Source organism: Neobacillus rhizosphaerae (genome assembly GCF_937468385.1).
Classification (GTDB): domain Bacteria; phylum Bacillota; class Bacilli; order Bacillales; family Cytobacillaceae; genus Neobacillus; species Neobacillus rhizosphaerae.
Map to the genome: position 1 here is coordinate 140,701 of NZ_CALBWS010000001.1, position 13,041 is coordinate 153,741.

Genomic DNA, 13,041 nt, shown 5'->3' on the forward strand with positions numbered 1-13,041 from the left:
TATAGAAACATTTTAAATAGTTTTTAAAATAATAATGAAGTTTGGTGATGATGATGGAAGGAATCGGTAAAGGACATCCACACGCTATGGGTAATGGCCCTCATGGACATGGAATGGGAAAAGGAATCGACTATGATGTAAACCCATTTATCGTTATTTGGGAAGTGACGCGTGCTTGTCAACTTAAGTGTGTTCACTGCCGTGCAGATGCACAATTGACACCAGACCCAAGAGAGCTTACACATGACGAAGGAATCAATCTAATTGATCAAATTTATGAAATGGATAATCCAATGCTTGTGTTTACTGGTGGAGATTGCATGATGAGGGAAGATATTTTTGAACTTGCTGATTATGCTATTAAGAAAGGTATGCGGGTTTCAATGACACCTAGTGCCACTCAAAATGTAACAATTGAAAAAATGAGGATGGCAAAAGAAGTTGGTTTATCACGTTGGGGCTTCAGCCTAGATGGGCCAACACCAGAAATTCACGATCACTTCCGTGGAACTCCTGGTTCATTCGAGCTTACACTTGAAAAAATTAAATACTTAAACGAGCTTGAAATGCCGCTACAAATCAATACGGTTATTTCTCGCTATAATTATGACTCACTTGAAGAAATGTCAAAACTTGTGGGTGAAATGGGTGCAGTCATGTGGTACATCTTCTTGCTTGTGCCAACTGGCCGTGGACAATTAGATGCTTGTATTACACCTGCTGAACATGAAAAAGTTTTCCGTTGGTTGTATGAACTAAGCAAAACGGCACCATACGACATTAAAACTACGGCAGCACAGCATTACCGCCGCGTTGTTCTTCAGCAGAAAACGCGCGATCATTTAATTGATAAAGGTGAAATTCATTACGAAGATACAATCACAACCGATTTTGCTTCGATGCATGATGGCTTAAAACGTGCACCAAAAGGAGTAAACGACGGAAACGGCTTTGCCTTCGTTTCTCATATCGGTGATGTTTTACCAAGCGGCTTGTTGCCAATTGTAGGCGGGAACGTTCGTGACACTCCGCTTGCGGAAATTTACCGCGAATCAAAGATATTTAAGGAGTTGCGCCAGCCAGACAACTATAAAGGAAAATGCGGTGTTTGCGAATATAATAAAATTTGCGGCGGTTCCCGATCAAGAACCTATGCGGTTACCGGCGACTATTTAGAGAGCGAACCATTCTGCGTTTATATTCCGCAGGCAATGAGAAATAAAGAAGCTGCTCCGCTTGTTTAAATATTAGATGGAAATAGGCATTCCAACTTGTTGGAATGCCTTTCATGATTAAGGATAAAATCCTTGAAGCAGCAATAAGTTCAGCCAAGGGAACTAGAAAAAGTTTTTCTATCATTCCTTTGATTTTCACCCTCTTTCTTATTCAATTAAACCAGTATCTTCAATTTGCACTTTAGATTTCACCTTAAATTTGATGGTTGGGTAGATTCGTTTCCACTCTTCCCAATCATCGTTATTGAAATGACGGGAACGGTAGCGGAGGCCGAATCCGATAGGATCGAGATTTGCTTTTTGGATTTTCACAAGGAGTTTCTCAATTTCCTTGTTTATCGATTTTTCAGCGATTTTTTCATAGTCGGATAATTTTTCATTTGGTACACGGCGAGTTGATTCCTCTAGTATCCCCTCAATCGAAACAAGTACCTTTATATAGGGAGCTTTACCTCTAGGAGTATAGATTTTATATTTCGTTTTCACTTTTTGTGTATCAATAATGATAACTGTTTTTCCTTTGGTAACTCTATTCGCACTTTTTTCCTCACGATTTCTTAAGAAATTTAGAATCTTTGTCTCTTCTGGATTAAGTACCAACTTCATCTGGCTTTTATTATAGAGGCCAACCGTGTTTATTTCAAAAATTTCCTTTTCAGCTTTAATAATCGGCAGGAGCGGATCTAAGCCGCGTTCACTTAATCTATATTTAAAATCAAATAGATACTCCGAAATGGTATATGGGGTCTCAGACCCATCCCTCCCCAACGCTAGGAACAATGCATTTGAAGGGATATACTCTGATTTAGGTTGTACCTTTAATACTTCTAATGCACTTGGTTTACCAATGGCCACCCAGGCAATTGATTGGATATCTCTTCTTCTAATAAACCAATAATTGATCCCGGAATTACCCTTTTGGTTAGCAACCTCATCACCAAATACAATGACTTTTGCATGACTGAAATCAATCTCTTTATCCACTTTTGTTTTAATAATTCGTACTGCTTCAGACATGGTATCTGCTTTTTCCGAAACAATCATGAATTCAGTGGGATTATTCTTTGATGAACTTGGAACAGCAAATTTAAGGCTGACGAGGTATTTCTTAGAGCTGTTTTTGGCAGTATCCACTCCGATACTTACAACAAAAAAACGCTTATCAATGTCTTTAAAGCCGCATCCGTTTAACAACATTACAGAAAGAAGAGCGAGTACAAGCGATTTCCAATTGTTAATGGATTTCAAGCTGTCCACCTCCTAGTCCAAATGAAAAATATGACAACCAAAAGGATTTCAAACCCAAGACGAACAATCATCCAATAAACGGTTATTTTATTTAACAGAATTGTATTTAGAAAAATAACACCTGCAACCGAACAACCCGCATAGAAAATAAGAATCAGCAAATTCTTTTTTTTACTTATTTTTTCCTTAAAGGTTCCCTTAATTAATTCAAACGAAACATGCCAATGGACTGAGATACTAATAAGAGTAATACTCATGTAAAACATTAAAAATAAGAAGATTACTCGTTCTATCGGACTATAAGCTAACCGGAGTGAATCTGCTGTTGAAATCCACGGATACTGAAATTCTTGTGCACCGTCTGACCCGTGAAAACCAATCGGAATGAAGAAGGTGGTGAATAAATTGAATATTCCCAAAAGGAAAACAGCGAAAAAATTCCAAATCTTCAATCTCCCCTTAATCAGCCGGTTAAAAATAATCAGGTTGGTGTAACCAGAAAAACAATACGTAGCCGCAGCGATTGATTTTAAGCTTGGCCTTTCAAATATATGGGTACCAACTTCGAGCATTGAATCCCAGCTAAGGTAATCATTTGTAAATGCCTTAAAAATAATAAAAGCGATTAATGGCGTATTGAGGAATAGAACAATTTCCAGAAAATACATAACCCTATCGGTAGGGAGCTGGATAATTAGAAAAATCGCTGCTAAATATATAACAAGCAAGGCCATCTTTGGCATTTCCGGGTTAATAAATCGATCTAATATATCGATAAATCCAACCAAGGTTATCAGACCAGCCGTGAACCATATCCATTGAATACCGCAAAAATGAATGATTTTTAACCAGCGGTGCTTTGAATTGGCGATTATTTCTGGCATTCCTTGTTCGGGAAACTTATTGATAGTAGTGCTTAATAAATAATTCAGTGCAACTCCAATCGGAATGGCGATTAACACCCCCATTACGGCACCTTCAAAACGGTATTGGATTAAAATATTAGGCACAAAGATGATAACGTTAACAAGCATATTTAATAACACTAAGTATAAAAAATATCGGTTCAAAGCCCTCCCCTCCTCAATTTCCTACTATTCTTTACTTGGTTTGCTTTGAATTATAGTTAGAAACGGCTCACCGAAGCTATCAAGTTTAACCATATAGGCGAGGAGCATAAAGAAGCCTATTACGACGCCAACCAATCCGAATATTGTTGCTAATAATAAAATAAAGTATTTCAACACTCTAATAGTGAAACTAAAAGCGTTAATCGGCACGACAAAGTTAGAAATAGCCACAAACGATACAATCACGATCATAATATTACTAACAAGTCCAGCTTCTGCAGCAGACTGTCCTAATATCAAACCACCTACGGTTGTGGCTGTAGGACCAATGGCTTTTGGCAGACGGATACTCGCCTCAGTTAAAAGCTCCATCATAAATAACATTAACAGCACTTCAACAAAGGATGGATAAGGGATACCCGTTCGACTTCCAGCAATTGACATAGCTAGATGAACCCTAAATAGCTCAGGATTATAGCTGGATACTGCCACATATAAACCTGGAAGAATAATGCTTATGTTAAAGGCTGTATATCGAAGGATTTGTAAAAATTTAGCAATCCAATAAGTTTGATAAATATCCTCCATTGAGGACATCAAATCCTTCATGACTGTCGGTAGAATTACAGCATAGGAAGAGCCGTGAACTAAAAGGATGACTTTACCAGAAGCTAAATTTATCGCTACTCGATCTGGTCTTTCAGTAACTAGCATCAAAGGAAATAGTGCCCTGTTAGATTTTTTAATAATATCGAACAGTTGCTCCCCTGTTTGGAACATATCGATATCGATAGCATCTAAAAATTTTTTGACTCTTTTTAGTGTATCTGGATCAACAAACTTTGTATCATGTAGAATCATCACCTTTGTTTTGGAAAGATTACCTACTGTTGTTGATTCCACTTTCAATGAAACATTTGGATAACGTTGGCGGATAAGCCCAAGATTAACGGGTAAACTCTCACTAAATCCCGCTTGTGGACCTTGAATAGTTGTCTCAACGGTTGTATCCATAACTGCATTATTTCGGTCCATTTTACAATCAAATAAAAAAACGAAATCCTGATAAAAAAGAATTGCTACCCCTCTCATTACCATATCAATCGTTTTTTGTTCACATTCATATTCGCTTGCTTTAGGGTGTGATTGCAGGAAATCTAAAAATTCCTTTGAACTAGTTATTTCAAAAAAAGGCTTAAGAACGTTTTCGAGCAAGACATCTTCATCACTAATTGACTTAATATAAAGTACTTCCATATATTTTTCTTTTGTATGATTCTCTTTAAAAACCAGGTCTTCCGGCTGTTGTAACTTATGTATGAGACTTTCTTTTATTGATTGAACATTATTAGTTGGCATTTTTATACCTCACAGGCATGCTTCTTTCATCTTAGTTTCCTCGATGGTTGGAATTTTATTCTAGGAAATTAGATTCCATTGGAGTTACTGTTAAGGGAGCATTTTTCTTCTGATTATGTTTAAATTATTGTAATGTCTTTTTATCTATCTTAAATAATTAAAGATTGTAGGGAGTTATATGTTAAGAACGATTGCTATCAAAAAAAATAATCAACTTGTGAAGGACATTGACATTTCGCAATTGGTATCAGGTGACTTCAAGTGGTACTGGATAGATTTTAATCAACCAACCGACAAGGAAATCGAATATCTTAGGGATCCGCTTTCCTTCCATCCGTTAGCGATTGAGGATTGCATCCATCATTTGCAACGTCCAAAGCTTGATTATTATGACGAATATGCCTTTTTTGTGACCCAGGCATTGAACCAAAAATCAATTAAAAGAGAAGAGATTAATTTCTTCCTCAGCCGAAATTATATTGTCACGTTTCATCATAAACCTTCGACTGAAATTGACGACATTTGGAATCGTTTTAGTCAATCTGCAAATGCCAATCAATGGGACCCATCCCATGTCTTATATCATGTTCTCGATAAAATGGTGGATAATTATTTTCCATTAGTCAATCAAATTGATGATACGTTAAATGAAATTGATGAGAATTCAAAGGGAAGATCGATGGATGCTTTGCTAAGGGATTTATTCGACACAAGGCATGACCTTTTATCTTTAAGGCATACGATTTCACCAATGAGAGATCTTTTGTACAGAATTCTTAATTCACAAAAATTAACTAGTATTCAAGGGAAAATAGTCTATTTCTCTGATATTTATGATCATTTGCTAAAATTATCGGAAATGATTGAAGCAAGTCGGGAACTTACCACCGATATACGCGATAGTTATATTTCCATTAATTCTAATGAAACGAACCATGTTATGAAAGTCTTGACGGTCATCACGACAATCTTTATGCCACTAACCTTCATTGTAGGTGTTTATGGTATGAATTTTACTCATATGCCCGAACTAACTTGGAAATACGGATATTTCGGAGCTTTGATCTTCATGTTTTTAATTGGAGTCGGAATGACAGTTTGGTTTACTAAGAAAGGTTGGTTTAAATAGTGAAAAGACTAGCCATGCGAAATGGCTAGTCTTTTTTGAAAGTCCTATTCCCAATCTTGATAGTCAACTGTTCCTCCGGTTAAATCGATCGTGTTCCGCTCACCCTTATAATAGGTCTTCCCATCTTTTTCAAAAATCAAATTTTCATACGTAAACACCTTTTGTCCGTTTGGAAGATGAATAACAACCTTTTGTCCCAATTTCTCAGTTGGTGCTTCAATTTTTATGGTGGTCTGATAATAATAACGAAAAACGAAAAAGCCCATTGCAAGAATCATGCACGCTATAATGAAAAAAAATAGACCCTTCCATGGGGATTGCCTCGGCTTATTTTGATATAGTTCTACTCTGGTCAATTTTTCTCCTCTCCCTTGTCATTTTTGGGCAAAATTTTTAGCACTCCTTATTTTTTAAATAGTTTGAATAATAACATTTATGTCCAATGAAAGAAGGATTTAACCATTGCTACATCAAATTTCATCATTAGATAACCTATGCATTCAAACTTAAAATGTTGACCAAAACAACAAAAACGATTATTGACATGAACTTTTCAATTAGCTGTATAATAGGAAAGAATGAAAATTCAGAAAGGGGTACACAAAGTGGCTTATATAAATACAGAAGAAACCATGAAATTATTAACGAACTTAGTTTCCATTCCAAGCCCTTCTGGCAACACAAATGAGGTTATTACCTTTGTCGAAAAATTCCTTGCAGAACTGCAAATTAAAACAATAAGGAACCGAAAAGGTGGTTTAATAGCTACAATTGAAGGAAAAGATTCGAGCAGACATCGGATGCTGACAGCCCATGTCGATACACTTGGCGCGATGGTAAAGGAAATAAAATCTAGCGGCAGATTAAAAATCGATTTGATTGGTGGTTTCAAATACAATTCAATTGAGGGTGAATACTGTCAAATTGAAACAAGCGCAGGCAAAAAATATACAGGAACCATCCTAATGCATCAAACTTCGGTCCATGTATATAAGGATGCTGGAAAAGCCGAAAGAAATCAGGATAATATCGAGATCCGGATTGATGAAAAAGTACATACAGCCGACGAAGTCCGAAAACTTGGTATCGAAGTCGGTGATTTTGTTGCGTTTGATCCCCGGGTAGCAGTAACTCCAAGCGGATACATTAAGTCGCGACATTTAGATGACAAAGCGAGTGTGGCCATTCTCCTGCAATTAATCAAACAGCTTAAAGCGGAGAATATTATCTTACCTTATACAACTCACTTCCTCATTTCGAACAATGAAGAAATTGGCTACGGTGGCAACTCCAATATTACCCCAGAAACAGTTGAATACTTAGCTGTAGATATGGGGGCAATGGGCGATGGACAATCCACAGATGAATATACGGTTTCCATCTGTGTAAAGGATGCGAGCGGTCCTTATCACTATGGATTACGAAAAAATTTAGTGCGCCTGGCTGAAGAAAATAATATTGAATATAAACTAGATATTTACCCTTTTTATGGTTCAGATGCATCTGCAGCCATCCGTTCAGGGCATGATATTGTTCACGGTCTCATCGGTCCAGGAATTGATTCATCACATGCCTTTGAAAGGACACACAAGTCATCAATCGAAAATACAGCCAAACTTTTATATCATTACCTTCAATCTGATTTAATTTTATAAAAAAAGTGACCTGGTCAACCACCTCACTTTTTGTTCAATAATTAGATAAAAAAAAACTCAATGAATGCTCTATAGGGCCCGGATAAGATGAATATTATTCAAGACCGATTGGACATCCGTCGGTCTTTTTTTAATTTGATTTTAAGGGTGAAAGTGAAATTTTAATTATTTTTAATCATATTTTAATTGCAACAAACTAAAAAGCACATTATGATAGTTAAGGCAGTTAAAAGGGAAAGAAATGGCAAAATTAGAGTTCTTCTGACTCAAAATTCCTTTATTTTTTCTTATTTGTTAAGAAATTGGACTATTTACAACAATACTTCGGGGGTTAAACCGCCATGATTAAAAGATTACTAGTTTTTTTTACTAATCAAAAGCTAAAGTGGATGGGCCGATTTGTTTACTATTTGCTTATTCTTCTTTTATTATTTTTTATGTACGGATTTAACGATGCAAGCGCAGGATCCTATATTTACAACGATTTTTAAGGGGAGGAAGCCAATATGAAACTGTTAGAAACAATAAGAAACACAGCAGTTACACTTCCGGAAACATTAGCATATATTTCTCCTTCAGAAGAAATCACTTATGGTGAACTTTGGAGAAAATCAGAACAAATTGCTGCTTATCTATTAAAACAAAATAATGAAAGACATCTGCCAGTCCTAGTTTATGGTCATATGGATGCATCCATGATTACCTCCTTCCTAGGCTGTGTAAAGGCAGGACTACCCTATATTCCTGTAGATACCTCGATTCCAATCGAAAGAGTAATAAAAATTATCAATAGTTCACAAGCTGGAATGGTTATCAATGCTTCACGGCAAGAAATGGTGATGGACAATCCCACAGTTTCTGTTGTGAATTATGATAAAATCATGGAGAATCAAGTAACGGAAGTGCCGATTGACCCGTCTAATTGGGTATACGGTGAAGAAAATTTTTATATTATTTATACATCTGGAAGCACAGGAAATCCAAAAGGTGTGCAAATTTCTGCTAAAAATTTGCAGAGCTTTGTCGATTGGATGGTTAAAGATTTTCCAATAACGGGCAATCTTCGCTTTTTAAATCAGGCTCCTTACTCGTTTGATCTTTCTGTCATGGACCTTTACCCTGCGCTTGCTACAGGTGGGACCATTTTTGCGATTACAAAGGAAATGATTGAAAGGCCTAAACTCTTATTTGAAGCATTAGAAAAATCGAAGACCCAAGTATGGACTTCGACTCCCTCTTTTGTCCAGATGTGTTTAATGGATCCAACGTTTACACAAGAACTATTGCCTGAACTTAGCGTGTTTTTATTTTGCGGGGAAATCCTGCCAGTTGCGATTTGCTTACAATTAATAGATCGGTTCCCTAAGGCAAAAATATTTAACACCTATGGACCAACAGAAGCAACGGTAGCTGTCACTTCAATTGAAGTAACAGCTGAAATATTAGCAACGTATCAGAATCTCCCAATTGGTAAACCAAAGGGAGATACACGAATACTATTTGTTGATGAAAATGGCTTAGCGGTCCAGCCTGGAGAGAAAGGTGAAATGATTATTGTTGGTCCAAGTGTAAGTAAAGGTTACTTAGGACAACAATCGCTAACCGAAAAGACCTTTTTTCACTATGAAGGTGAACAGGCATATCGAACTGGTGATGCCGCATATATCAATCAGGAGGGGTTAATTTTTTACAAAGGCCGGATTGATTTTCAAATAAAACTTCATGGCTACCGGATGGAATTAGAAGAGATTGAATACCATATTTCCAATTCAAAGTATGTGAAATCAGCTGCAGTCGTTCCTGTCTATCAAAATGACAAAATTGACTATTTACTGGCGGCGATAATCCCTTGTAACCATGAGTTTGAAAAGGAATATCAATTAACGAGCGCAATAAAGAAAGAACTTTCTGAAGTAATTCCCTCTTATATGATTCCGAGAAAGTTCTCCTATTATGAAGAACTTCCGATGACACCAAACGGAAAAATGGACCGAAAAAAATTCAGGGAAATGGTATTACAATGACACCATATGGTTCTTTTACATTCTTTTTCATCCTTGCGGTTCTTTTAGCACCAACGGTTATTCTTGGTTTAAAGGGAAAAAGATTTCATACCTATAATATGTTTGTATCGATTATTGCTTTAGGGATCATTTTCTCGTCATCCATTAATCAAGCTGTCGCCTTAATCGTATTTACAATTTGGCAAGTTGTTCTAATAAAGGTATATATCGCCTATCGAAAAAAAAACAATGGGAACACGATCTTTTATTTTGCAGTTATCCTTTCGATCCTGCCATTGGTCCTTTCGAAGATGCTGCCTTATTTTTCAGTAGTAAATTTTGTTGGCTTTCTTGGTATTTCATATTTAACTTTTAAGGGTACGCAATTAATTATGGAAACAAGGGATGGACTGATAAAAAAGGATCTACCCCTATCCCGCTTACTCTATTACATTTTATTTTTCCCGACTATCTCATCGGGTCCAATCGACCGTTATCGCCGTTTTGACAAAGATTTGGAAGTTGGCATATCGGGGGAACAATACCAATTATTGCTTTATGAAGGACTCAACAAAATTTTTCTCGGGTTTTTATATAAGTTCATTATCGGCTATTCTATTAATCACTTTTTTATCACCAATCTAAGATTTATTGCACACAGCCATTTTGAGCATCAGCTTTATTATATGTACGCTTATAGTCTTTACCTCTTTTTCGATTTTGCGGGGTACAGTGCTTTTGCGATTGGTGTTAGTTATATTATGGGCATTAAATCACCAGAAAACTTTAATAAGCCGTTCCTTAGCCGGAATATTAAGGACTTCTGGAATCGCTGGCACATGAGCCTATCCTTTTGGTTCAGAGACTATGTCTATATGCGATTCGTCTTTTGGATGACCAAGAAGAAATGGATTAAAAACCGTAACCTCCTCTCCAACCTTGGCTATATTTTACTGTTTTTATTAATGGGAATATGGCACGGCTTAGAGGTACAATATATAATTTATGGGGTGTACCACGCATTATTAATGGTAGCTTACAATTCATTTGAACGGTTTAATAAAAAGCACAAATGGTGGCCACAAAATAAGGTTACACATATTATTGCTATTATTATTACCTTCCATGTTATTTGCTTTGGATTTTATATTTTCTCAGGACAATTATTTCATAAAGGAGTTTGATCACTATGGATTTCAAAAATGAGGTTATATCTTTACTAGCTGAAATTTGCCAGGATGATATTGTAAAGGAAAATCCAGATATTGATTTATTTGACGCTGGTTTATTAGATTCATTCGGGACTGTTGAATTACTCGTTCAAGTCGAAGAACGTTTTGGCATACTTGTTCCGATCACGGAGTTCGATCGTGACGTCTGGAACACCCCTAACAACATCGCCATTCAATTGGCTGATATGCAATGAAAAAAGCTGTATTCTCACCCATTATCCTAGCCTTTCTTGTTATGGTTATTTTGGTAGTGATACCAAATAAATGGATTGAGAGTATGATTCCAAAATCCAGAGTCACTCAGGCTGCAACAGAATTAAATCCATTTATGTTTCAAGGTAAATATGTTCAGCAAAAAATGCTGGAAGATAAACATTTTTTGCCAATATATGGATCATCTGAACTAGCAAGACTTGATCGTTTCCATCCGGCAAATTATTTTAAAGAAACAAGAGAAGATTTTACCCCTTTTCTTATTGGCCGAGGAGGAACGGAATCATTAATTCATTTATTAAATTTTTCTGAACATACTGGTGAGCTTAAGGGAAAGAAAATTGTTTTCGTCTTGTCGCCACAATGGTTCCAGCCGAATGGGACTGACGAATCCCATTTTGTTCCTAATTACTCATCCCTACAAGGATACGATTTTGCTTTTAATAAAAGGATTGATCCAACAATCAAGAGAAAGGCAATACATCGACTGTTGAAATTTTCACCCATTCAAAACGACCCACTTCTATCAATCATGTATAAAGCAGAGATAACGGATAATCCATGGACCAAAAGAAAGGCTACGCTAGTTCGGCCTATTGCCTTTGCCTATCGTGAATTGATGGTGAAAAAGGATCTTTATTATACTTTGGTAGGCGGCATTCCTCGTAAGAGGGAAATCAGCCCTAAGGTAAAAAACAAACATTGGCACGAATTAGTCGATCAAGCCAATCATTTTGGTGAAAGAAGATCAACGAATAATCAATTTTATGTAAGTAATTACCAATATAATAAAATTAAAAAATTGGTACCATCATTAAAGAATAAGAAAGCAGGAGCATCCTATGGAGAATCTCCTGAATACGATGATTTCCAATTGGTGCTTGACCTTCTTAAACAGTCAGGGGCAGATCCATTGTTTATTTCTGTTCCAGTGAACGGAAAATGGTATGACTATACTGGTTTTCCTAAAGAAGGCCGTACCGCGTATTATGATCGTATTAAGAATCAAATCGAGTCCGAAGGTTTTCAAATTGCTGATTTTTCCAAACATGAATATGATCCATACTTCATGAAGGATACTATTCATATTGGCTGGAAAGGCTGGGTTTATACGGATAAAGTAATAAAGGATTTTTATGAGGGTAAAAAAATAGATGTTGAAGTTGTTAGGGCAAGATAGCCCTAACAACTTTATTTTTTCATTTAGAATGTTTTAATAGCCTTTTTATAAAAATTTAATATTTATTGGTTATACTACCATTAAATTGATTATGAAAGGTGTGTGATTTAAATCATTCAATCTTCACCAGCAACTAAAAAATCTGGTTTTTTATCCAATATTATTCCTAATCCAAAAGAACGAAAAATCATTATTCTATTTTCTCTGGTAACGATAATTTTGATTATTACTGGGATAATAGTAATCTTTCTTAATCACCAGCAATTGTTTACTCAAGATTTTCGACATTACAAAGGGATATTTAAACAATTAGGTTCCATTTCAAGAATTGGTTATTTTTCCGTTTTGTCCATTTATCCGATTTATCTATTATTAAAATCAAAAAAGATAAAGAATCTTCATTTAGGAGATTTTCAGGTTAAAACTCCTCTTCAATTCCTTGCTAAACTGGCTAGAAAATGGCATGTTCCTGTCGCTCTCATATCAACTGGTATCGTTGCACTGCACGGACTTTTAGCCATTATCAGAGGATTTAAATTTAACTTTACCTATTTATCTGGTATTGCTTCAACGGTTATTTTGTTATTTCTCATCTTAATGGGTTTAAAGCGCTTTAAGAGAGCAGATCATCAATGGCATTTTAAACTAGCCATCGGCTTTTTAATTCTATTTATGATTCATGCAACATTCGCTTAATCAAAGTAGAATAATGTTGTA

The 13,041-nt window shown here is 36.0% G+C and carries 13 protein-coding genes; 9 read left to right on the forward strand and 4 right to left on the reverse strand.

Translation table 11 applies throughout. The features are described from left to right. Window positions 1-86: 86 nt before the first annotated feature. Window positions 87-1,244, forward strand: coding sequence for a TIGR04053 family radical SAM/SPASM domain-containing protein (locus tag M5A78_RS00680; protein ID WP_248733729.1), 1,158 nt, complete (start codon window positions 87-89; stop codon window positions 1,242-1,244). A gap of 138 nt (window positions 1,245-1,382) precedes the next feature. Here the strand turns inward: M5A78_RS00680 and M5A78_RS00685 are convergent, their stop codons facing one another. Genes M5A78_RS00685 through M5A78_RS00695 form a run of 3 tightly spaced genes read right to left on the reverse strand, consistent with a single transcriptional unit; the run spans window position 1,383 to window position 4,912 of the window. Then, window positions 1,383-2,483: a Ger(x)C family spore germination protein gene (locus M5A78_RS00685; protein ID WP_248733363.1), complete on the reverse strand. Its 1,101-nt coding sequence runs from the start codon at window positions 2,481-2,483 to the stop codon at window positions 1,383-1,385. Continuing rightward, on the reverse strand, window positions 2,480-3,553 hold the full coding sequence (locus tag M5A78_RS00690) for a GerAB/ArcD/ProY family transporter (protein WP_248733364.1): 1,074 nt from the start codon (window positions 3,551-3,553) through the stop codon (window positions 2,480-2,482). Before M5A78_RS00690 ends, M5A78_RS00685 begins: the two co-directional genes overlap by 4 nt. Before the next feature lie 24 nt (window positions 3,554-3,577). Continuing rightward, window positions 3,578-4,912: a spore germination protein gene (locus M5A78_RS00695; protein WP_248733365.1), complete on the reverse strand. Its 1,335-nt coding sequence runs from the start codon at window positions 4,910-4,912 to the stop codon at window positions 3,578-3,580. A gap of 178 nt (window positions 4,913-5,090) precedes the next feature. On the opposite strand from M5A78_RS00695, the gene corA reads away from it, so the two are divergent. Next, window positions 5,091-6,041 (forward strand): magnesium/cobalt transporter CorA, encoded by a 951-nt coding sequence (gene corA / locus M5A78_RS00700; protein WP_248733366.1) that lies wholly within the window; start codon window positions 5,091-5,093, stop codon window positions 6,039-6,041. A 44-nt stretch (window positions 6,042-6,085) separates the two neighbouring features. On the opposite strand, the gene M5A78_RS00705 is transcribed toward corA, so the two are convergent. Next, a complete protein-coding gene (locus M5A78_RS00705; RefSeq protein ID WP_248733367.1) occupies window positions 6,086-6,397 on the reverse strand; it encodes a hypothetical protein in 312 nt (103 codons plus the stop codon). 276 nt (window positions 6,398-6,673) lie between these two features. Here M5A78_RS00705 and M5A78_RS00710 point away from each other — a divergent pair, with 276 nt between their 5' ends. The 7 genes from M5A78_RS00710 to M5A78_RS00740 all read left to right on the forward strand — a co-directional run bounded on the left by M5A78_RS00710 (window position 6,674) and on the right by M5A78_RS00740 (window position 13,020). Then, entirely contained in the window at window positions 6,674-7,696 is a 1,023-nt protein-coding gene (locus M5A78_RS00710) for a M42 family metallopeptidase (RefSeq protein ID WP_406603657.1), read from the forward strand. Window positions 7,697-8,037: 341 nt separating this feature from the next. Continuing rightward, window positions 8,038-8,187, forward strand: a complete 150-nt coding sequence (dltX, locus tag M5A78_RS00715) for a teichoic acid D-Ala incorporation-associated protein DltX (RefSeq protein WP_264760422.1) — start codon at window positions 8,038-8,040, stop codon at window positions 8,185-8,187. A 15-nt stretch (window positions 8,188-8,202) separates the two neighbouring features. Beyond that, a complete protein-coding gene (dltA, locus tag M5A78_RS00720; RefSeq protein WP_248733369.1) occupies window positions 8,203-9,720 on the forward strand; it encodes a D-alanine--poly(phosphoribitol) ligase subunit DltA in 1,518 nt (505 codons plus the stop codon). Next, window positions 9,717-10,883, forward strand: coding sequence for a D-alanyl-lipoteichoic acid biosynthesis protein DltB (dltB, locus tag M5A78_RS00725; RefSeq protein WP_248733370.1), 1,167 nt, complete (start codon window positions 9,717-9,719; stop codon window positions 10,881-10,883). The genes dltA and dltB overlap by 4 nt, the downstream gene beginning before the upstream one ends. A 5-nt stretch (window positions 10,884-10,888) precedes the next feature. Continuing rightward, window positions 10,889-11,125: a D-alanine--poly(phosphoribitol) ligase subunit 2 gene (dltC, locus tag M5A78_RS00730; protein WP_248733371.1), complete on the forward strand. Its 237-nt coding sequence runs from the start codon at window positions 10,889-10,891 to the stop codon at window positions 11,123-11,125. Next, window positions 11,122-12,324, forward strand: coding sequence for a D-alanyl-lipoteichoic acid biosynthesis protein DltD (gene dltD, locus M5A78_RS00735; protein ID WP_248733372.1), 1,203 nt, complete (start codon window positions 11,122-11,124; stop codon window positions 12,322-12,324). Before dltC ends, dltD begins: the two co-directional genes overlap by 4 nt. A gap of 219 nt (window positions 12,325-12,543) precedes the next feature. Continuing rightward, window positions 12,544-13,020 carry a hypothetical protein gene (locus tag M5A78_RS00740; protein WP_248733373.1) on the forward strand — a complete coding sequence of 159 codons (477 nt, stop codon included), beginning with the start codon at window positions 12,544-12,546 and terminating at the stop codon, window positions 13,018-13,020. Window positions 13,021-13,041 lie beyond the last annotated feature (21 nt).

Bases quoted from the DNA above. Each gene is read 5' to 3' on its own strand.
- M5A78_RS00680 (WP_248733729.1), top strand. From the start codon at position 87: ATGGGTAATGGCCCTCATGGACATGGAATGGGAAAAGGAATCGACTAT.
- M5A78_RS00695 (WP_248733365.1), bottom strand. From the start codon at position 4,912: ATGCCAACTAATAATGTTCAATCAATAAAAGAAAGTCTCATACATAAG.
- corA (WP_248733366.1), top strand. From the start codon at position 5,091: ATGTTAAGAACGATTGCTATCAAAAAAAATAATCAACTTGTGAAGGAC.
- M5A78_RS00710 (WP_406603657.1), top strand. From the start codon at position 6,674: ATGAAATTATTAACGAACTTAGTTTCCATTCCAAGCCCTTCTGGCAAC.
- dltX (WP_264760422.1), top strand. From the start codon at position 8,038: ATGATTAAAAGATTACTAGTTTTTTTTACTAATCAAAAGCTAAAGTGG.
- dltA (WP_248733369.1), top strand. From the start codon at position 8,203: ATGAAACTGTTAGAAACAATAAGAAACACAGCAGTTACACTTCCGGAA.
- dltB (WP_248733370.1), top strand. From the start codon at position 9,717: ATGACACCATATGGTTCTTTTACATTCTTTTTCATCCTTGCGGTTCTT.
- dltC (WP_248733371.1), top strand. From the start codon at position 10,889: ATGGATTTCAAAAATGAGGTTATATCTTTACTAGCTGAAATTTGCCAG.
- dltD (WP_248733372.1), top strand. From the start codon at position 11,122: ATGAAAAAAGCTGTATTCTCACCCATTATCCTAGCCTTTCTTGTTATG.